Annotated in this window: 19 protein-coding genes and 1 tRNA gene; 14 read left to right on the top strand and 6 right to left on the bottom strand. The window is 68.9% G+C overall.

Translation table 11 applies throughout. From position 1 onward, the window contains the following. Window positions 1–234: 234 nt before the first annotated feature. Together D9R14_RS14545 and thiD are read right to left on the bottom strand one after the other, a co-directional pair. Window positions 235–849: a helix-turn-helix domain-containing protein gene (locus tag D9R14_RS14545; RefSeq protein WP_121624049.1), complete on the bottom strand. Its 615-nt coding sequence runs from the start codon at window positions 847–849 to the stop codon at window positions 235–237. A gap of 130 nt (window positions 850–979) precedes the next feature. Next, window positions 980–1,813, bottom strand: coding sequence for a bifunctional hydroxymethylpyrimidine kinase/phosphomethylpyrimidine kinase (gene thiD / locus D9R14_RS14540; protein ID WP_121624048.1), 834 nt, complete (start codon window positions 1,811–1,813; stop codon window positions 980–982). A gap of 156 nt (window positions 1,814–1,969) precedes the next feature. Between thiD and D9R14_RS14535 the strand changes: the two genes are divergently transcribed. After that, the gene (locus tag D9R14_RS14535) at window positions 1,970–2,206 is read left to right on the top strand and encodes an Lrp/AsnC ligand binding domain-containing protein (protein WP_121624068.1); all 237 of its coding nucleotides are present in this window, start codon (window positions 1,970–1,972) and stop codon (window positions 2,204–2,206) included. Between the two features lie 5 nt (window positions 2,207–2,211). Here D9R14_RS14535 and D9R14_RS14530 read toward each other — a convergent pair whose 3' ends face one another. The 4 genes from D9R14_RS14530 to D9R14_RS14515 form a co-directional block, all read right to left on the bottom strand. Further along, window positions 2,212–3,003 carry a proteasome-type protease gene (locus D9R14_RS14530; RefSeq protein ID WP_121624047.1) on the bottom strand — a complete coding sequence of 264 codons (792 nt, stop codon included), beginning with the start codon at window positions 3,001–3,003 and terminating at the stop codon, window positions 2,212–2,214. Between the two features lie 120 nt (window positions 3,004–3,123). Then, on the bottom strand, window positions 3,124–4,296 hold the full coding sequence (locus D9R14_RS14525; protein WP_121624067.1) for a GNAT family N-acetyltransferase: 1,173 nt from the start codon (window positions 4,294–4,296) through the stop codon (window positions 3,124–3,126). A 73-nt stretch (window positions 4,297–4,369) separates the two neighbouring features. Further along, window positions 4,370–5,125, bottom strand: coding sequence for a glycerophosphodiester phosphodiesterase family protein (locus D9R14_RS14520; protein ID WP_121624046.1), 756 nt, complete (start codon window positions 5,123–5,125; stop codon window positions 4,370–4,372). A gap of 28 nt (window positions 5,126–5,153) precedes the next feature. Then, on the bottom strand, window positions 5,154–5,618 hold the full coding sequence (locus tag D9R14_RS14515) for a RidA family protein (RefSeq protein WP_121624045.1): 465 nt from the start codon (window positions 5,616–5,618) through the stop codon (window positions 5,154–5,156). A gap of 113 nt (window positions 5,619–5,731) precedes the next feature. Here D9R14_RS14515 and D9R14_RS14510 point away from each other — a divergent pair, with 113 nt between their 5' ends. The 13 genes from D9R14_RS14510 to rplQ all read left to right on the top strand — a co-directional run bounded on the left by D9R14_RS14510 (window position 5,732) and on the right by rplQ (window position 18,687). Further along, on the top strand, window positions 5,732–6,568 hold the full coding sequence (locus tag D9R14_RS14510) for a cell envelope integrity EipB family protein (RefSeq protein ID WP_121624044.1): 837 nt from the start codon (window positions 5,732–5,734) through the stop codon (window positions 6,566–6,568). Continuing rightward, window positions 6,565–6,927 carry an acylphosphatase gene (locus D9R14_RS14505; protein WP_394010534.1) on the top strand — a complete coding sequence of 121 codons (363 nt, stop codon included), beginning with the start codon at window positions 6,565–6,567 and terminating at the stop codon, window positions 6,925–6,927. The genes D9R14_RS14510 and D9R14_RS14505 overlap by 4 nt, the downstream gene beginning before the upstream one ends. A gap of 67 nt (window positions 6,928–6,994) precedes the next feature. Then, window positions 6,995–8,530, top strand: coding sequence for an ArnT family glycosyltransferase (locus tag D9R14_RS14500; RefSeq protein WP_121624043.1), 1,536 nt, complete (start codon window positions 6,995–6,997; stop codon window positions 8,528–8,530). Window positions 8,531–8,722: 192 nt separating this feature from the next. Further along, the gene (locus D9R14_RS14495; RefSeq protein WP_121624042.1) at window positions 8,723–9,436 is read left to right on the top strand and encodes a glutathione S-transferase N-terminal domain-containing protein; all 714 of its coding nucleotides are present in this window, start codon (window positions 8,723–8,725) and stop codon (window positions 9,434–9,436) included. A gap of 27 nt (window positions 9,437–9,463) precedes the next feature. Further along, entirely contained in the window at window positions 9,464–11,443 is a 1,980-nt protein-coding gene (locus tag D9R14_RS14490) for a tetratricopeptide repeat protein (protein WP_121624041.1), read from the top strand. After that, entirely contained in the window at window positions 11,440–11,847 is a 408-nt protein-coding gene (locus D9R14_RS14485; protein ID WP_210210855.1) for a DUF6165 family protein, read from the top strand. The genes D9R14_RS14490 and D9R14_RS14485 overlap by 4 nt, the downstream gene beginning before the upstream one ends. 164 nt (window positions 11,848–12,011) lie before the next feature. Continuing rightward, window positions 12,012–12,103: transfer RNA gene (locus D9R14_RS14480), tRNA-Ser, on the top strand. Window positions 12,104–12,456: 353 nt separating this feature from the next. After that, window positions 12,457–13,911: a porin gene (locus D9R14_RS14475; protein ID WP_121624040.1), complete on the top strand. Its 1,455-nt coding sequence runs from the start codon at window positions 12,457–12,459 to the stop codon at window positions 13,909–13,911. Between the two features lie 587 nt (window positions 13,912–14,498). Beyond that, window positions 14,499–15,806: a porin gene (locus D9R14_RS14470; RefSeq protein ID WP_121624039.1), complete on the top strand. Its 1,308-nt coding sequence runs from the start codon at window positions 14,499–14,501 to the stop codon at window positions 15,804–15,806. A 342-nt stretch (window positions 15,807–16,148) separates the two neighbouring features. Beyond that, window positions 16,149–16,517 (top strand): 30S ribosomal protein S13, encoded by a 369-nt coding sequence (gene rpsM, locus D9R14_RS14465; protein ID WP_121624038.1) that lies wholly within the window; start codon window positions 16,149–16,151, stop codon window positions 16,515–16,517. 106 nt (window positions 16,518–16,623) lie between these two features. Beyond that, on the top strand, window positions 16,624–17,013 hold the full coding sequence (rpsK, locus tag D9R14_RS14460) for a 30S ribosomal protein S11 (RefSeq protein WP_121624037.1): 390 nt from the start codon (window positions 16,624–16,626) through the stop codon (window positions 17,011–17,013). Between the two features lie 130 nt (window positions 17,014–17,143). After that, window positions 17,144–18,160 (top strand): DNA-directed RNA polymerase subunit alpha, encoded by a 1,017-nt coding sequence (locus D9R14_RS14455; protein WP_121624064.1) that lies wholly within the window; start codon window positions 17,144–17,146, stop codon window positions 18,158–18,160. Window positions 18,161–18,264: 104 nt separating this feature from the next. Further along, window positions 18,265–18,687 carry a 50S ribosomal protein L17 gene (rplQ, locus tag D9R14_RS14450; RefSeq protein ID WP_121624063.1) on the top strand — a complete coding sequence of 141 codons (423 nt, stop codon included), beginning with the start codon at window positions 18,265–18,267 and terminating at the stop codon, window positions 18,685–18,687. Window positions 18,688–18,702: the final 15 nt, after the last annotated feature.

Below are 18,702 nucleotides of genomic sequence, written 5' to 3'. Positions count from 1 at the left end.
CTCGGCCTCAGGGTCCTCGCCGGACCCCCGGCCTGCCGGAGTAAACGGCCTCCCGCCCGCGCCTGCGGAGCGTTAGGGGCGCTCCGCAGGCGCTCTCATTCCAACACATCTCAAACAGACAAGCCGGGGGATGACGGCGGTGACGAACCCCGCACCCGGTGCAGGCCGAAGGCGGATGGCGCCCGCGGCCGGCCGTCGGCGCCGCTCCCCGGACCAGCCGGGGGATGACCGCGCTCAGTCCAGCACCGCCGCCTTGAGCAGGCAGACCATCACCGCATGGGCGGGTGCGTCCGAGCGGTTGCGGATGACGTGGCGGCGGTCGCAGCGATAGCGCAGCGTCTCGCCCTGCTTCACCGTCTCCACCTCGCCGGCCACCTCCACCTCAAGCGTGCCGGCGAGCACGGAGAGGCACTCCACCGAACCGCGCTGGTGGCCTTCCGAATCCAGCTCGCCGCCGGGCGCGGCGCTGAAGTCGTAATATTGCAGCCACTCGACGGTCTTGATCCAGCCGATGATGGACAGGCGGCACAGACCGTCCTCGGAGACGAGGATCGGCGTGTCGGCGCGCGAGAGCTTCTCCAGGAACGGCGCGTCGTCGGAGGAGGCGAGCACCCGCTCCACCGACATGTCGAGCGCCTGCGACAGGCGCCAGACGGTGGCGAGCGTCGGGTTGGTCTCATTGCGCTCGATCTGGCTGATGATGGACTTCGCCACCCCCGACTGCTCCGCGAGGTCGGAGAGCGAGAGGTTGTAGGCCTTGCGCAGGCGCTGGATGGTCTTGCCCAATTGCCCCGTGAGGGCCTGGGCGCCGGTTTCCAGAGCCGTGCCGCCGCGCTCCCTGCCCGCCATGCGCCTCATCCTTTCATACGAACGATCGTTCGTTGGGGCGGACGATAGCGCCGAAATCCGGCGCGGCAAGACATTCCGCAAGACATCCGGATGACATCCCGGCGCAATGCGCGGCGCGCGGCCGCGCGGCTCACGGCCGCCAGAGGTTCCAGAAGTGGTGCACCGGCCCGTGGCCATGTCCTACCGCGAGGTTATCGGCCGCGGCGATGGCGCCGGTGATGTAGGCCTTCGCCGCCCGCACCGCCGTGCCCAGGTCGTCGCCCTTGGCGAGGCCGGCTGCGACGGCGGATGAGAGGGTGCAGCCGGTGCCGTGGGTGTTGCGCGTCAGATGGCGCGGCGCGACGAGGCGGGTCGCGCCGGCCGCCTCCACCAGGAGATCGACGCTCTCCGGCCCGGTGCCGTGCCCGCCCTTCATGAGCACCGCTCTGGCGCCGATCCGAAGCAGCGCCTCGCCCTGGCGTCGCATGTCGTCTTCGTCTTCGGCCATCGGGCAGCCGAGCAGCACCGCCGCCTCGGGCAGGTTGGGGGTGAGGAGGTCGCAGCGCGGGATCAGCACCTCCTTCAGGGTCGCGACCGCCGCGTCGGCCAGAAGCTTGGCGCCGGAGGCGGCCACCATCACCGGGTCGAGCACCACCGGCCGCGCCCCATGGCGCGCCAAAGCGTCGGCGACCGTGCGGATGGCGCCGGGGCGCGAGAGCATGCCGATCTTCACCGCCTTGACGTCGAGGTCGGTGAACACCGCGTCCGCCTGGGCGGCGATGAAGTCGTCCGGCACGTCGTGGATGGCGGTGACGCCGCGCGTGTTCTGGGCGGTGAGCGCGGTGATGACGCTGGCGCCGAACACGCCGAGCGCGGAGAAGGTCTTCAGGTCCGCCTGGATGCCCGCCCCGCCGCTCGAATCGGAGCCGGCCATGGTGAGGGCGATGGGCGGCGCGGCGCCGGCGGGGGTCGATGGGGCGGGCATGGCGGTCCTCCGCGGCGGTTGCGCCGCTCGCATTCATCGCACGGGCTTAGCCCGGCGGCGGTTGGGAATGAAGGGGGATGCGGGCGCCGAGGGCCGGCCTTGCCAGCGCGGTGCGAATTGTCCAACGTGGCGCCGCCCACGCTCAGGGAGTGCGCCGTGATCCCGTTCTTCGTCCAGATCAAGTGCCAGCTCGGCAAGTCCTATGAGGTGGCCACCGACCTCGCCAATGCCGAGATCGCGTCCGAGATCTATTCCACCGCCGGCGACTTCGACCTGATGGCGAAGTTCTACGTGGAGCCGGGCACCGACATCGGCCACTTCGTGAACGAGAAGGTGCAGACCATTCCCGGCATCCAGGACACCCGCACCATCCTTACCTTCAAGGCGTTCTGAGGCGCTCAGGTCTCCTCGCGCTGGCGCTCCGCGCTCTCGCGGGTGAGGCTGCGCACGTCCTTCATGTAAGGCGGGCGGGGGATCGAGGTGTGCGCCGCCCTCAGCGCCGCCGACCAGCGCTCGCGCAGATCGTGGAAATAGGGCTCGCCCGGCTCGATCCGGTACTTCAGCTCGGAATGCAGCTTGTCCGGGCACACCACCAGCACGTCGATGGGCAGGCCGACGCCCAGGTTCGAGCGCATGGTGGAATCCATGGAGATCAGGCTGGTCTTGAGCGCGTCCGCGATCTCCATCTCGTAGCTTACGGCGCGGTCGAGGACCGGCTTGCCGTATTTGTGCTCGCCGATCTGCAGGAACGGCGTGTCCGGCGTGCATTCGATGAAGTTGCCGGCGTTGTAGATCATGAACAGGCGCAGCGGACCGCCGGCGATCTGCCCGCCGAGCAGGAACGAGACGTCGAAATTGACCGAACTCTGCTCCATCACGTCGCCGTTCACCCGGTGCACCTGGCGGATCGCGGTGCCGACCAGCTGGGCGGCCTGGAACATGGTGCGCGCGTCGCGCAATTGGTGGCGCTCGCCGGCCTCGTGGTCCTCCACCCCCTCGTGGAGCAGGCTGATGACCGACTGCGAGACCGAAAGATTCCCGGCGCAGGCGATGGCCAGCACGTGGTGGCCCGGCTCCTCGAACACGTGGAGCTTGCGGAAGGTGGAGATGTTGTCGAGGCCGGCATTGGTTCTGGTATCGGCGATCATCACGAGGCCGTCCCGCACCAGCACGCCGCAACAATAGGTCATCGCCTTCCCCCTGGAGCCTCGAAATCCCGGCGCCGCGCCCGGATTCCGCCCCCCACCCGTCCGGCGCGAACTATAGCGACGGCAGCGGCGCCGCCGCAATGCGCGCGCGCGGCAAGGCTGCTATTCGCATTCCTGCGCCGGCGCGCCGCGGCGGAACGGGCCGAGCTCGGTGAGGATGGCGGCGTCCTCCGCCACCGCGACCCGCTCCTGCTCCAGGAAGTGCGCAACCGCGCGCCGCAGGCCCGGATGGGCGATGAGGTGGGCGGAATAGGTGGCGACGGGCAGGTAGCCGCGCGCCAGCTTGTGCTCGCCCTGCGCGCCCGCCTCCACGCGGGCGAGGCCGCGGGCGATGGCAAAGTCGATGGCCTGGTGGTAGCAGACCTCGAAGTGCAGGAACGGATGCTCCTCGATCGCGCCCCAATAGCGGCCGTAGAGCGCATCCGGGCCGATGAAGTTCAGCGCCCCCGCGATGTATCGCCCGCCGCGCTTCGCCATCACCAGCAGCACGCTGTCCGCCATGCGCGCGCCGATCAGCGAGAAGAAGCGGCGGTTGAGATAGGGCCGGCCCCATTTGCGCGCGCCGGTGTCCTGGTAGAAGGCGAAGAAGGCGTCCCAGGCGGCTTCCGTGAGATCGGCTCCGGTGAGCCATTCGATGGTGATGCCGCCCTCCAGCGCCTCGCGCCGCTCCTTCTTCAGCGCCTTGCGCTTGCGCGAGGCGAGCGCGCCGAGGAAGTCGTCATAGCTGCCATAGCCCTGGTTCAGCCACTGGAACTGCCGGTCGGTGCGCTGGAGGAAGCCGTGCTGCGCCAAGCTGTCCCACTCCTCGCGGGTGGCGAAGGTGACATGGGCGGAGGAGGCATCGCGCAGGCGCATCAGTTCGCCGATGCCGGCGGCGAGCGCGGCGCGGGCGGCGGTGCCGTCCGGATCGCGCGTCAGCAGGCGCCGTCCGGTGACGGGCGTGAACGGCACCGCCACCTGGAGCTTCGGATAATAGTCGCCGCCCGCGCGCTCGAACGCATCCGCCCAGCCGTGGTCGAACACGTATTCGCCCTGCGAATGGGACTTCAGGTAGCAGGGGGCCACGGCCGACACGCCGTCGGCGCCGTCGAGCACCAGATGCTGCGGCATCCAGCCGGTGCGCGCGCCGGCACAGCCGGCCTCCTCCAGCGCCGAGAGGAAGGCGTGCGAGAGGAATGGCTCGGGGCGGGCCGCGCCGCCGGCGGCGCAGGCATCCCAGTCCTTCGCGGCGATCTGCGACAAGGCGGTGAGAACGCGGATGGAGGCTTCGGACATGTCCTCAACGTGGGCCGGCCGGCGCGGGCAGGGGAGCGCGGCGGTGCGTCGCAGCATGGCCCAATTTATCCGATCAGGGAACGAAGCCCTCGAAGATCATCTGGTCCGCGCGGTGCTGCGCCTGCGCCCGGTCCTGCGGCGTGCGCACGGTCCAGGCCAGAAGCGGCGGGCCGAGGCGGCGCGCGAGGCGCGGCGCCAAGGCGTCGAGGTCGGCGACGCGATAGGCCACGAACTGGAAGCGCGAGCGCGGCCAGTGCAGCAGGTTGCCAAGGCAGAAGCGGGCGCGGGCGGGCAAGGCGGACCAGTCGGGATGGTCGTAGCGGTGCTCGGCGACAATGCCGCGCGGCACCGCCGGCGCCGCCATCCGCACCGTCTCGACCTGAGCGGGATCGAACGACATCAGCGCCGCCGGCCCGTCATAGGCCGCGACCACCTGCGCGGCATGCGCGGCGAGGCGGGTGTCGCCGGAGAAGTCGCTCTTGATCTCGATGAGCAGCGGCACGCGGCCGGCGACGCGGTCGAGCAGGTCGCTGAGCCGCATCATGCGGTCCGCGGTCGCCTTGAACGGCACCTGCGCCAGCGCCGCGGCGGTGAGGGCGCCCACCGGCCCGGAGCGCTGGGTCAGGCGGTCGAGGGTGAAGTCGTGGAACACCATGGCCTCGCCGTCGGCGCTCGCCTGGAGGTCCACCTCGATGGCGAAGCCGCCCGCCAGCGCCGCATCGATCGCGGCGGGCATGTTCTCGATGATGCCGCGTGCGGCATCGTGCAGGCCGCGATGGGCCACCGGGCGCGCCGTGACGAAGCCGGGATCGCCGGAACGGTGCTTCATGGCACGGCGCGCCTCGCTTTGTCCCGGATCAGGCGACCTCGACCACCGCCTCGACTTCCACCGCGGCGTTGAACGGCAGAGCGGCGATGCCGACGGCCGAGCGGGCGTGGCGGCCCTTGTCGCCGAGGATCTCCACCAGAAGGTCGGAGCACCCGTTCACCACCTTGGGCTGGTCGGTGAAATCGGGGACGGAGTTCACGAACGCCACCAGCTTCACCACGCGCACCACCTTCTCCAGGTCGCCGACGGAGGCCTTCACCTGGGCGAGGATGTTGATGGCGCACAGCCGCGCCGCCGCCTGGCCGGCCTCGATGGAGAGGCCGCCGCCGAGCTTGCCCGTGGTGATCGTGCCGGCGCCGTCGATGGAGACCTGGCCGGACACGAACAGCAGGTTGCCGGTGCGCACCACGGGGACGTAATTGGCCAGCGGAGGGGTCGGCGTCGGGAGGGTGATGCCGAGGCTCGCAAGCTTCTGTTCGATCGTGGTGCTCATTGAGGGCTCCTGCCACAAGGATTGCGCAATTGGGCCTTCCTCTTGGCCGAAGCGCCGCCGCGGCGCAAGCCGTCCCGCGCGGGGGCGGGCGGCGCGGCGCGAGGAGACAAGACATGCAGGTTCGTTCACGCCTCATCGCCTCCGGCCTCGGCCTCGGCTTCGGCTGCCTGGCGCTGGCCGGCGCGCCGGCGTTCGCGGCAGTGCCGCTGATGGCGCACAAGGCGACCTACCGCCTGGTGCTCGACGGCTCGAAGCCCACCGGCCAGCTGGAGGACATGCGCGGCGAGATCCAGTACGAGATCACGGGCGATGCCTGCGCCGGCTTCACCACGTTCACCCGCCAGACCAGCAAGAGCACCACGGGCGACGGCGAGAGCCTGGCCCAGGAGGTGACCTCCAAGGCGTGGGAGGACGGGGAGGGCAAGTCCTACCGGTTCAACTCCACCTCGCGCTCGGCCAGCGCCGGCAACAGCGAGGTCGAGGCCGACGTGACCCGCGACGGGCCGGATGCGCTGAAGGTCGTGGTGACGAAGCCGAAGCCCGCCACCCTCTCCATTCCCGGCAAGGTGCTGATGCCCACCGAGCACGTGGGGAAGGTGATCGCCGCCGGCACGGCGGGCGACCGGGTGCTGCAGGCCAAGGTCTATGACGGCTCCAGCGACCCGGCGCGCATCTACGAGACCCTGACCGTGATCGGCCGCGCCACCACCAATGCCGAGCGCGCGCCCGCGGTCGCGCGTGAGCAACTGGGCGCGAGCACCTATTTCCCCGTGACGGTGAGCTATTACGAGCCGGGCGCCACCAGCGGCTCGCCGGAATACGTGATGAGCTTCGCGCTCTATGACAACGGCGTGGTGGGCGACATGAAGATCGACTACGGCAAGTTCGCCCTCGTCGGCACCATGGCGGAGTTCACGGCGCTGAAGCCGGCCGAGGGTTGCCCCAAATGACCACCGGCACCGGTTCCGCCACCATGTCCGGGCAGGGGGCCTCCGATGGCGACGGCTGGGGCGGCGCCGTCCGCGTGGTGCACCTGACGCTGCGCGGGCGGGTCCAGGGCGTCGGCTACCGGGCCTGGTGCGCCCATGAGGCGCGCGTGCGCGGCCTTTCGGGCTGGGTGCGCAACCGCGCCGGCGGGGCGGTGGAGGCCGTGCTGTGCGGCGCGCCGGGCGCGGTCGACGCCATGGTCGCGGCCTGCCGCGCCGGTCCGCCGGGCGCGCGGGTGGACGACCTGCTGCTGCACGAGGCGAGCGAAGCTGCCCTTGCGGCAGGCGGGCGCGAGGGCTTTGTGGTGCTCCCGACCGTCTGATCCACCGGTGGCGGTGCGGACGGTACGGGTCTATAGAGGCGCCCGACAGAGACCTGACGAGACCCCCGTGACCCACATCGAGCATCTCGATCCGCGCCATCTCGACGTGCCCGCCGCCTCCGCGCCTTCGGCCTCTGTGCCGTGGTGGGCCCGCCCGAGCGGTGTCGTTGCGATCGTGATGGCCTGGGCGCTGGTGCACGGCCTCATCGCCACGCTGCTGGAAGTGGCGGTGAATGCGGACGACGCCATCGAGAGCTACATGGTCCAGTCGCTGGAACTGTCCTACGTTCCGCGCAATCCGCCGTTCTTCGACTGGCTCTTGTGGGGCCTCCAGCAGATCGTGGGCACCGGCCTAGTGTCGTTCGCGCTGCTGCGCTACGCGCTGCTCGCGGGCTGCGCGCTGCTGGTGTGGCGGATCGCGCGCCAGGTGATCGCCGATCCGCGCCTCCAGGCGCTGGCGGTCTATTCGCTCACCGCGATCTGGGTGATCGGCTATCACAGCCACCGCATCCTCACCCACTCCAACGTGATGATCATCGGCATCGCCGGGACCTTCCTGACGCTGACCGCCATCACGCGGCGGCCGAGCGCCGCGCTGTATGCCGGGCTGGGTGGCTGGATCGCCCTCGGCATCCTCGGCAAGTTCGGGTTCGTCGCATTCCTCGCGGTGCTGGTGATCGCGGCGCTGCTGGAGCCGAGCTACCGGCGCGCCCTTTTCGACCGCCGGCTTCTGGTCACGCTGCTGACGGCGGCGGTGCCGCTCGGCATCTACGCCGCCGCGCTCTATGTGGGCCGCCAGAGCGTGGTCGCCGCCGCCGCCCAGACCATGGGCGCGACCAATGCCGGCTGGGACGGCGTGCTGAACGCCTTCGTCTCCGCGCTCGCCGGCTATGTGTTGCCGTTCCTGGCGCTCGTGGCGGTGGTGTTCCTGCCCTACAACCGCGGCGAGGGCGCCCGGCCGGACGACGACGAGCACGGTCCGCCGCGCCGGGTGCTGCGCACCCTGATGGCGCTGGGGGTCGTGGCCACCCTCGTCTTCACCCTCGCGGCGGGCACGGAGAGCCTGCGCGACCGCTACTTCCACGTCTTCCTGCTTCTGCTGCCGGTCTATGTGTTCGCGGAGCTGGAGCGGCTCGGCGGCTGGCGCGACCGGCTCGTCATCTATCTCGGCCTGCTGCTGGCCATGAACGTCGCCATCGCCGGCGTGCGCGCGGCGGTGCCGTTGTGGCCGGACCCGCGGTTGTGCGGACGCTGCATGGCCGCCGAGCCGATCTACAAGATCCAGCCGGCGATCCAGGCCCGCTTGGGCGAGCGGCCGACGCTGGTGGCCGACGACCGGACCTCGGCCGGGCGCCTGCGCGCGGCAATCCCGGGCGCGCGGGTGGTGATCATCAACGAGTTCCAGTATCGCCCGCCGCCGCGTGACGCGACCGGCTGCGCCCGCGTCACCGGCATCGTCAACGGCCTGCCGATCCTGCTGCCGGCGCCCAAGGTGAACACCGTCGAGATTTCCCTCAAATGGTGGTCGCCGCTGATGGAGCCGCACCGTTGGAGCGACCTCCAACTGACCCCGCTGCGCGACGACGACCCGCTGTGCCGGTGAACGGCGGGCGGCCGGAGGGCGTTCCCTTGCTTGCGCAGGGTGGGATCGCTACGTCTAGGGCCGCGTCTGCCGCCGGCCGAGCGGTCACGACATCGAACGTTTCACCCCGGCCTGATCGGTCCAAAGCCGGCTGTTCCAATACCTAGGGCACGGGCCGCAACGGGCGGCACCGCGCGTGTGAGGGAGCGTTTCATGGCTCAGGTCCAGTCCCAGCCCATCGCGTTGTACTACTGGCCCACGCCCAACGGCTGGAAGATCTCCATCATGCTGGAGGAGTGCGGGCTTCCCTATGAGGTGAAGCTCGTCAACATCGGCAAGGGCGACCAGTTCAAGCCGGACTTCCTCGCCGTCTCGCCGAACAACAAGATGCCCGCCATCGTCGATCCCGAGGGGCCGGACGGCAAGCCCATCTCGGTGTTCGAGAGCGGCGCCATCCTGCAGTATCTCGGCCGCAAGACCGGCCAGTTCTACCCCGCCGACGAGCGCGCGCGGGTGGAGGTGGAGCAGTGGCTGTTCTGGCAGATGGGCGGCCTCGGCCCCATGGCCGGGCAGGCGCACCATTTCCGCATCTACGCGCCGGAAAAGGTGCCCTACGCCATCGAGCGCTATTCCAACGAGGTGCACCGGCTCTACGGCGTGATGAACAAGCGCCTCGCCGACCGGGAGTATCTCGCCGGCGACTATTCCATCGCCGACATGGCCTGCGTCGGCTGGGCCAAATTGTGGGAGCGGCAGGGCATCCAGATCGAGGAGTTCCCGCACTTCAAGGCCTGGCTGGAGCGGGTGCTGGCCCGCCCGGCCGTCAAGCGCGGCTTTGCGGTGAACGCCGAGGAGCGCGCCAGCGTGGACATCGCCAAGGACAAGGACGTCCAGGCCATCCTGTTCGGGCAGCGCGCCCGCTCCTGAGCGGCTCTTGGGGGCGGGAGCCGTCGCATGGCGAAGGACATCAGGCCGGATCTCGCCCGCGCGGGCGCCCTGCATCAGAGCGGGCGGCTCGATGAGGCTGTCGCGCTCTACCGCAGCCTGCTGAAGGCCTCTCCGGAGGCGTTCGAGGCCGCGCGGCTGCTGGTGCTGGCGCTGCTCCAGTCCGGCCGGCTGGGCGAGGCCCACGCAGCGGCCCGCAAGGCGCGCGACGCGCACCGCGGCAACGCGCACGCGCACCTGCTGCTCGGCGCCGTGCGCCAGGCCGAGGGCAAGCCGGAAAAGGCGCTCGATTCGTTCGAGAAGGCGCGCGCGCTCGACCCCGCTCTGGTCGAGGCGCAGTACATGGCGGCCAACGCCTTGCTGCAGCTCGGCCGCCTGCCCGACGCGGTGGAGCGCTACGACCGCGCGCTGGCGCTCCGGCCGCAGCTTGCGGAAGCGCTCGCCAACCGGGCGGTGGCGCTCTCGCGGCTCGGCCGGCCGGAGGCCGCGCTCGCCGACTGCGACCGGCTGGTGGCGCTCGATCCGCGCGATCCGCAGCGCCATATCTCGCGCGCCGGCACGCTGCTGGAGCTCGGACGCTTCGCCGAGGCGACGCGCGCCGCCGATGCCGCGCGCGTGCTCGCGCCGAAGCTCGCCGACGCCCATTTCCTCAAGGGCCAGGGCCTGGCGGGGCAGGCGGACATCGACGGCGCCGCCGAGGCGTTCGCGGCCGCGGTGAACATCGCTCCCGACCGGCCGACCTTCCAGGCCGCCCTGGTGCGCAGCGAACGCCAGCGGGGCCGGCTGGACGAGGCGCTGCGGCTCGCCGAGGCCGCGACCGCCGGCACCGGCGGTTCGCCCGCGCTGTTTCAGGAACTGGCGGAACTGCGGCGCGAGCGACGGGAGCCCGCCGACGCGTTCGACGCGGTGGACAAGGCCCTCGCCCTCGACCCGCGATCGGCCGGGGCGCTCACCGCAAAGGCCCGTCTTCTCATCGACCGAGGGGAGCACGCCGCGGCGCGGGGGCTGGTGGACGCGGCGCTCGGCGCCGATCCCGCCTTTCCCATGGCGCGCTACCTGCGCGCGGCCGACGATCTCGCCGAAGGCCGCTGGGCCGAGGGCTGGGCCGAATATGAATCCCGCGCCTCCTTCCTGCCGCCGCCGTACCGTCCGCTGCCGTTCGCCCGGTGGGACGGGCAGAGCGTGCCGGATGAGCTGGTGGTGGTCGGCGAGCAGGGGACCGGCGACCACATCATGTTCGGCCGCCTTTTGCGCCTGCTCGCCGAACGGGGCATCCGCACGCGCTTCCTCACCAAGGCGCGGCTCGTGCCGCTGCTGTCCCGGATCGATGCCCGGGTGCGCGTGGTGTCCTCGCTCGACGACCTCGACACCACCGCGCCGGGCCTCGCCTGGGTGCCGCTGGCAAGCCTGCCGCGCCTGATCGCCCCCGATCCCGCGCTCTGGCCGCAGGCGCCCTATCTCAATGCCGACCCGGAGCGGGTCGGGCGCTGGACCGGCCGGTTCGGGGACGGCTTCACCATCGGCATATCCTGGCAGGGCGATCCGTCCGCTGCCGTGGACGTGGGCCGCTCGGTGCCGCTCGATCTGTTCGCGCCGCTGGCGGCGCTCGATGGCGTCCGCCTGGTCAGTCTCCAGCAGGGTGTCGGCGCCGAACAGCTCGACGGCTGCGCGTTTGGCGACCGGGTGGCGCGACTGGGGCCGGAGTGCGACGCAGATGGGGCCTTCGTCGACACTGCGGCGATTCTGCAACACATCGATCTGGTGGTGACGATCGACACTGCGCTCGCCCATCTGGCGGGTGCGCGCGGCCGGCCCGCGCTGGTGGCGCTCAAGGTCGCGCCGGAATGGCGCTGGGGCCGCGAGGGAGAGCGCACGCCGCTCTATTCCAGCCTGCGCCTGATGCGACAGGATGTGCCGGGCGACTTCGCCGGCGTGTTCGACCGAATCGCGCACCGGGTGAGAGCGCTCCAGCGGGGAGACGCGCTGTGAGCGGCGCACCGGCCCGCGTCATCCTCGCGCCGGTGTCGGTCGGGGAGCTGATCGACAAGATCACCATCCTGGAGATCAAGCACGAGAAGATCTTTGACCCGGCGGCGCGCGCCAACGTGGAGCACGAGCTGGAAGCGCTGCGGGCGCTGCGCGAGCGCGAATCCCTGCCGCCGTCGGTTCTTGCGATCACGGCGGACCTCGCCGCGGCGAATCGGCAGCTGTGGGACATCGAGGACGCGCTGCGCGGGATGGAGCGGGACGGGAGCTTCGATGCGCAGTTCGTCGCTCTGGCGCGGCAGGTCTATGGGGTGAACGATCGGCGCGCGGCCCTGAAGCGGCAGATCAACGCCCTCTCCAACTCGGCCATCGTCGAGGAAAAGCACTACCGCACCGATTCCCGCTAGGGCGCGCGCCGGTCGGCCTGCACCGCACGCTGACCGGATAAGCCTTTCTTCATCATCGCCTTAGCGGGAAATCGCGCGACCGGACTGATTCCCTCCGATCCGGTCGCGTTCGACGCCGCCCGGCTTGCAATGGGCCAATGGGTCCGGCATAGGAGGGGGGCGCTGGAGACGTGGCCGAGAGGCTGAAGGCACTCGTTTGCTAAATGAGCAGACCCCCAAAAGGGTCTCGAGGGTTCGAATCCCTCCGTCTCCGCCACCTGCCCCACCATCCTGGAATGCTTGCAGACAAAGGAATTCCGCCGCCGGAACGGGCTGCGCAGGTCCTGCGGACGACGGTATTCAGGTGGGTCAAACCCCGGAGTGCCATTCCTGCAACAGTTACTGGAATAACGGCTCCGGAGGGGCTGAAACGGCCCAGATGTCGTTGATCCCGGGTGGGCCTTTTGTATGGTGGCTTTGCGACGAAGGGGGGCAGACCCCGGTCGCCCATCGCAGGTTCAGCGATGCGTTGAGCGTGTGAATGGGAATCGGGGCAAGAACCTCTCTAGGTGCAGCAGTCGCACCGAAGAAGCGGAACTCGCTCCCTCGGAACCAAACTTGGAGGTCACGATGAAGATGGTGAAGAGCCTTCTCCTCGGCAGCGCGGCGGGTCTCGTCGCGGTCGCTGGAGCCCAGGCTGCCGACCTTCCCGTCAAGGCGAAGGCGGTAGAGTACGTTAAGGTGTGCTCTGCCTATGGCGCCGGCTATTTCTATATCCCGGGCACCGACACCTGCCTGAAGATCGGCGGCTATGCCCGCTTCGACGCTTATGCGAACGCCGTCGGCACCTTCCGTCCCGACATCGCGACCACCGCGGGCACCGGCTTCAACGGTCCTGGCGTGGGCGCTTTCGCCTTCCCGTTCAGCGACAAGGATGACTCTGACATCCTGACCCGCGCCCGCGGCGTGTTCGACATGGACGCCCGCACCCAGACCGACTACGGCACCCTGCGTTCCTACGTCCGCTTCGGCGGTGAGTGGAACTCGCAGGCCGGCGCCGGCTCTGGCCCGAATAACGCTCTGTACTTCGAGCGCGCGTTCATCCAGTTCGCTGGCTTCACCTTCGGTTACACGCAGTCGTTCTTCGACATCGGCGTGAACTACATGATGACGACCCCGTTCGCGGGTTCGAACACCTGGACCACCCTGATGGCCTATACCGCGCAGTTCGGTAACGGCTTCTCGGCGACGATCTCGCTGGAAGACGGTGCCAACCGCGTGACCGGCGTGCAGGGCACCACCGCTTCGGGCGCGGCTGTCGGCTCGATCGGCCCGTTCGGCTTCAATCCGTTCGTGACCGGCACCAGCGGCTCGCTGGCCTACCAGAACTGGCAGGGCGGCAACGCTGTTCCTGACATCGTGGCGAACATCCGCCTCGACCAGGCCTGGGGTACCGCGATGCTCTCCGGTGCTCTGCACCAGGTGAACACGCTCGACCAGTTCGCCCTGTTCCCCGGCGCTTCGTCGTCGGACCAGTGGGGCTGGGCCATCGGCGGCGCCCTCGTGCTCAACGCGGACATGATCGCCAAGGGCGATAGCTTCCTCCTGCAGGCCAGCTACTCCAAGGGCGCCATCAGCTACGCCGGCATGGGTGGCAACAGCCAGGGCACTGCGACCGCGTGGGGCAAGGTGGACATCGACGCCGCCGGCAACCTCTCCGGCGCCTATGTCCCGCTGGCCGACGCCGTTGTGGACGCTTTCGGCGGCTACAACCTGTCGACCGCTTGGGGCATCATGGGCCAGTTCCGCCACTACTGGACCCCGGGCATCCGCTCGGTGCTGTTCGGCGGTTACACCAAGTATGAGCCCGGTGCGACCACCGCGATCGCCGTCACCGATGCCGATCTGTGGCAGGTTGGTACCGACCTCGTCTGGTCGCCGGTCAAGAACCTCGACCTCGGCCTGGAAGTGGTCTACTCGAAGGTTTCTTCGGACGTTCCGCTCCAGCAGGTTGGCGCGACCTCGATCATCGGTGGCTCCACCGATATCTGGTCGGGCGGTATCCGCGCTCAGCGTAACTTCTGATCCAAGCTTTCACTTGGTTCCGAGAGACCCCGGCGGGCAACCGCCGGGGTTTTTCTTTGCGCTCTTGCCGTCCAGTTCATCGCTTTACGTAACGTCGACTCAGTTTGGAATATCCATAGAGTTGACCTCGGGTTCTTCACACCATCCGGCCGCAAGTGCACACTGAATCATCGCGCGGAGTTGGCGCGCTTGAGCTTTCGGCTGGGGGCCGGTGGTCTTGGTTTCACGTGCGGTCTGGATTCACTGTTCTTAGGTCCGGGCGGTCTGCGTTTCCCCGGTTCCTGGCTGACGAATCGCCTGTGTGAGCTTTGCCGGAGCGAGTCGCCGCCCAAGACCTCACTCGCTTCGCAGGTCCTCGCTGGCGTCGGGCCGCCGCAGGCTGGTGGGGGCGAATATTCGTGGCGGCTCCCTCTCGCGGATGCTCCGCAGCGGATGGGGGCGGATGCGAGTGCGCCGGCAGGGGGCCGGCTGGGTCCGAGATCTGCAGGGGTTTGCGTTTTTGCGTTGAGAATCATTCCGCTCGGCATTTACATCCGAGCCGGGCTGGCATTAATGATATGTTGTATCAATAAAGGGGCTGATAGGTCATGTCGCTCTCGCTTTCCTCTTCGCGCCGGCGCGACCGCCGCGTGTCCTTCGCCCTGGCGGCCGCGTCCGTCGGTCTCGCCGCAGGTGCAGCCTGCGCGCCTGCGTCCGCTGCCGACATCATGGCCACCAAGGCGAAGAGCGCCTACATGCGCGCCTGCACCGAGCAGGGGGAGGGCTTCTTCTATCTTCCAGGAACCGACACCTGCCTGCGCGTCGGCGGATATCTCTGGGCGGAAGGCTATTTCAACACCTATACCGACTATCCGGCCGCGAACGACAAGACCTATTCCATCGCTACCGCCGGCGTGATTCTCGACGCCCGCACCTCCACCGAATACGGCACGCTGCGTTCCTATTTCGAGGGCCGCTTCAAGTGGCGCTCCGCCGATCCGTGGTCCGACGGTCCCAACAAGTCCGAGCTGGAGGTCTGGAACGCCTACATCCAGTTCGGCGGCTTCACCTTCGGCAAGGCGCAGTCCTTCTTCGACTTCTACGCCAACGCCAACGTGCTCGGCACCGACCCGGCCACCATAGGCGACGACGTGCGCCTGAACCTTCTGGCCTACACCTACGAGTTCGGCTCCAGCGGCTTCAGCGCCACCATCTCGCTGGAAAGCGCCGCCGACCGCAACAACGGCGTGCTGGCGCAGAATCCGTTCCTGCCGCTCGGCAACGAGGACCTGAGCGCCGGCATTTCCGCCACCGACATCGTCGGCAACGTGAAGTATGCGGGCACCTGGGGCGAGGCGCAGATCTCCGGCGCCCTGCACCAGACCAATTCCGTGAACGTTCTGAACCAGTTCACGACACAGGATACCTGGGGCTACGCGCTGCAGGCCGGCATCATGTTCAAGCTGGACGCGCTGGCCGAGGGCGACACCCTCTACATCCAGAGCGCCTATGCCGACGGGGCGATCTCCTATCTCGGCCTCGTCGATCCCTCCGGCATGTACGCCCCTCCGGATGCCTTCATGAGCGTCACCGGTCTGACCACGGTCACCGGCTGGAACGTCACCGCCTCGTTCCTGCACCATTGGAACGAGAAGTGGAGCACCGCGGTGTTCGGCGGCTATGCGGCCTACGATCTTAACGATCCGTCGGCCCAGCTGTTCTACGGCTTCTCCGGCGGCACCAACTACAATGTGGGCGGCTATCTCGCCTTCAACCCGGTTAAGGCGCTGACCATCGCCCTCCAGTACGACTACACCTACAACAGCGCCAAGGACTACGTCCCGACCGCGTTCGGCCCGTCGCTGGCCTCGACCGACGCCAGCCAGGTGCTGCTGTTCGTCTCGCGCGACTTCTGAGCGCGTCGCGGGGGCGCGCCAGCAAGGGGTGAGGCGGCATCCGGCCCGATGGGTGCCGGGTGCCGCGTCCCCGAAAGCGCGGCGCCCTGCGCCATCGGCCTGCGCCATGTCCCATCGGCGCAGCCCGCGCCCGCGGGCTGCGGACCGGGCCTGAGGCTTGACGCGGGCGAGAATCCCCGCTAAGGGCACTCCCTCGCTTTTGGATTTGGTGCCGTTCGGCCCTCCCGGAAGGGAAGGGCGGGGCGGCGCTTGTTCATCTCCGCAGGGGCCGGCCTCCACCGGACGCGGAGCAACACCCGTGCAGGTTCTCCTGAAGACCTGCGCCACATGGAGAAGAGAGCAGTGGCTCGTATTGCCGGCGTCAATATTCCGACCAACAAGCGCGTCGTCATCGCGCTCCAGTACATCCACGGCATCGGTCCCAAGAAGGCCGAGGAGATCGTCGAGAAGGTGGGCATCCCGGCCGAGCGCCGTGTGAACCAGCTGACCGACCAGGAAGTGCTGCAGATCCGCGAGACCATCGACCGCGACTACATGGTCGAGGGCGACCTGCGCCGCGAAGTGGCGATGAACATCAAGCGCCTGATGGACCTCGGCTGCTATCGCGGCCTGCGCCATCGCCGCGGCCTGCCGGTGCGCGGCCAGCGCACCCACACCAATGCGCGCACCCGCAAGGGTCCGTCCAAGCCGATCGCCGGCAAGAAGAAGTGAGCGGCGCGCAAGCCCGCTGACGCGACCCGCCCCCGACGGAATATTTTCCGTGGGGGCCATCCCGAGCGCCTGGAGTTACGGGCGCGCCTGAAGGATCAAGGAAGACATGGCCAAAGAAGCAACACGCGTGAAGCGCCGCGAGCGCAAGAACATCGCCTCGGGCGTCGCCCATGTGAGCGCCTCGTTCAACAACACCATGATCACCATCACCGACGCGCAGGGGAACACCATCTCCTGGTCCTCGGCCGGCGCCATGGGTTTCAAGGGCTCGCGCAAGTCCACCCCGTACGCGGCGCAGGTCGCGGCCGAGGACGCGGCGCGCAAGGCCGCCGAGCACGGCATGCGCACCCTTGAGGTGGAAGTGTCCGGCCCCGGCTCGGGCCGCGAGTCGGCGCTGCGCGCGCTCCAGGCGGCGGGCTTCCTCGTCACCTCGATCCGCGACGTGACGCCGATCCCGCACAATGGCTGCCGTCCGCGCAAGCGCCGCCGCGTCTGATCGGCCTCTCCCGCGGGGCGCGTGCCCCACGGGTCTACTGCCCGGTTTTTCTCCCCATTCGGGACGGGCATGAGCGACGGGGCTGCCGATACGCCCCGACGCCGCCCGGCGAGAAAGCAAGGTGATCCAAGTGATTCAGAAGAACTGGCAAGAGCTGATCAAGCCCGAGAAGCTGCAGGTCAATCCGGGCCACGATCCCCGGCGTCTCGCGACCGTCGTCGCCGAGCCGCTGGAGCGCGGCTTCGGCATGACGCTCGGCAACGCCCTGCGCCGCATCCTGCTCTCCTCGCTGCAGGGCGCCGCGGTGACGTCGATCCACATCGACGGGGTGCTGCACGAATTCTCGTCCATCCCGGGCGTGCGTGAGGACGTCACCGACATCATCCTCAACGTGAAGGACATCGCCATCAAGATGCAGGGCGAAGGCCCCAAGCGCATGGTGGCGAAGAAGACCGGCCCGGGCGTGCTCACCGCCGGCGACATCCAGACCGTGGGCGACATTCAGGTTCTCAACCCGAACCTGCCCATCTGCACGCTGGACGACGGCGCGGAGCTGCGCATCGAGTTCACGATCGACACCGGCAAGGGCTACGTGCCGGCCGACCGCAACCGGCCCGAGGACGCGCCGATCGGCCTCATCCCGATCGACAGCCTCTATTCGCCGGTGCGCAAGGTCTCCTACAAGGTCGAGAACACCCGCGAGGGCCAGATTCTCGACTATGACAAGCTCACCATGCAGATCGAGACCGACGGCTCGATCACGGCCGAGGACGCGCTCGCTTATGCCGCGCGCATCCTGCAGGACCAGCTGGAGATCTTCGTCAACTTCGAGGAGCCCAAGCGCGAGAGCGAGCAGACCGCCATCCAGACGCTTCCGTTCTCCCCGGCGCTGCTGAAGAAGGTGGACGAGCTGGAGCTTTCCGTGCGCTCGGCCAACTGCCTGAAGAACGACAACATCGTCTATATCGGCGACCTGATCCAGAAGAGCGAGACGGAGATGCTCCGCACGCCGAACTTCGGGCGCAAGTCGCTGAACGAGATCAAGGAAGTGCTTGCCTCCATGGGCCTGCATCTGGGCATGGAAGTGCCCGGCTGGCCGCCGGAGAACATCGAAGAGCTGGCCAAGCGCTTCGAGGAGCATTACTGACCGAACCCAAAGGCGGCGTCCCGCGCCGCCGCAATCCTTTGGCGCGGCCCGAGCCGCTTGTTTCCATCGGCTCGCAACGCCGCCATCTTCAGGAGTTCGCCGTCATGCGTCACGGCAAGGTACATCGCAAGTTCAACCGCACCTGGGAGCATCGCAAGGCGATGTTCTCGAACCTCGCGGGCGCCCTCATCACCCACGAGCAGATCGTCACCACCCTGCCGAAGGCGAAGGACCTGCGTCCGGTCGTCGAGAAGCTGGTGACGCTCGCCCGCCGGGGCGACCTGCACGCCCGCCGCCAGGCGATCGCCGAGCTGCGCGACCCGGCCGTGGTGAAGCGCCTCTTCGAGGTGCTGGCGCCGCGCTACAAGGAGCGTCCGGGCGGCTACACCCGCATCATCAAGGCCGGCTTCCGCTACGGCGATTGCACCCCGGTGGCGGTGATCGAGTTCGTGGACCGCGACGAGGACGCCAAGGGCGCGGCCGATCGCGCCCGCGTGGCGGCCGAGGCGGAAGCCGAGGCGGCGTGAGGCGAGGCCGCCCGC

The sequence above is a fragment of the Xanthobacter tagetidis genome, from assembly GCF_003667445.1.
GTDB lineage: Bacteria > Pseudomonadota > Alphaproteobacteria > Rhizobiales > Xanthobacteraceae > Xanthobacter > Xanthobacter tagetidis.
This window is presented reverse-complemented; position numbering and strand designations above follow the sequence as displayed.

Coding starts and splice junctions, on each gene's coding strand:
- D9R14_RS14525 (WP_121624067.1), bottom strand. CDS start 4,296: ATGTCCGAAGCCTCCATCCGCGTTCTCACCGCCTTGTCGCAGATCGCC.
- D9R14_RS14470 (WP_121624039.1), top strand. CDS start 14,499: ATGTCGCTCTCGCTTTCCTCTTCGCGCCGGCGCGACCGCCGCGTGTCC.
- D9R14_RS14510 (WP_121624044.1), top strand. CDS start 5,732: ATGCAGGTTCGTTCACGCCTCATCGCCTCCGGCCTCGGCCTCGGCTTC.
- D9R14_RS14515 (WP_121624045.1), bottom strand. CDS start 5,618: ATGAGCACCACGATCGAACAGAAGCTTGCGAGCCTCGGCATCACCCTC.
- D9R14_RS14475 (WP_121624040.1), top strand. CDS start 12,457: ATGAAGATGGTGAAGAGCCTTCTCCTCGGCAGCGCGGCGGGTCTCGTC.
- D9R14_RS14545 (WP_121624049.1), bottom strand. CDS start 849: ATGGCGGGCAGGGAGCGCGGCGGCACGGCTCTGGAAACCGGCGCCCAG.
- D9R14_RS14505 (WP_394010534.1), top strand. CDS start 6,565: ATGACCACCGGCACCGGTTCCGCCACCATGTCCGGGCAGGGGGCCTCC.
- D9R14_RS14490 (WP_121624041.1), top strand. CDS start 9,464: ATGGCGAAGGACATCAGGCCGGATCTCGCCCGCGCGGGCGCCCTGCAT.
- rpsK (WP_121624037.1), top strand. CDS start 16,624: ATGGCCAAAGAAGCAACACGCGTGAAGCGCCGCGAGCGCAAGAACATC.
- D9R14_RS14520 (WP_121624046.1), bottom strand. CDS start 5,125: ATGAAGCACCGTTCCGGCGATCCCGGCTTCGTCACGGCGCGCCCGGTG.
- D9R14_RS14495 (WP_121624042.1), top strand. CDS start 8,723: ATGGCTCAGGTCCAGTCCCAGCCCATCGCGTTGTACTACTGGCCCACG.
- D9R14_RS14530 (WP_121624047.1), bottom strand. CDS start 3,003: ATGACCTATTGTTGCGGCGTGCTGGTGCGGGACGGCCTCGTGATGATC.
- rplQ (WP_121624063.1), top strand. CDS start 18,265: ATGCGTCACGGCAAGGTACATCGCAAGTTCAACCGCACCTGGGAGCAT.
- thiD (WP_121624048.1), bottom strand. CDS start 1,813: ATGCCCGCCCCATCGACCCCCGCCGGCGCCGCGCCGCCCATCGCCCTC.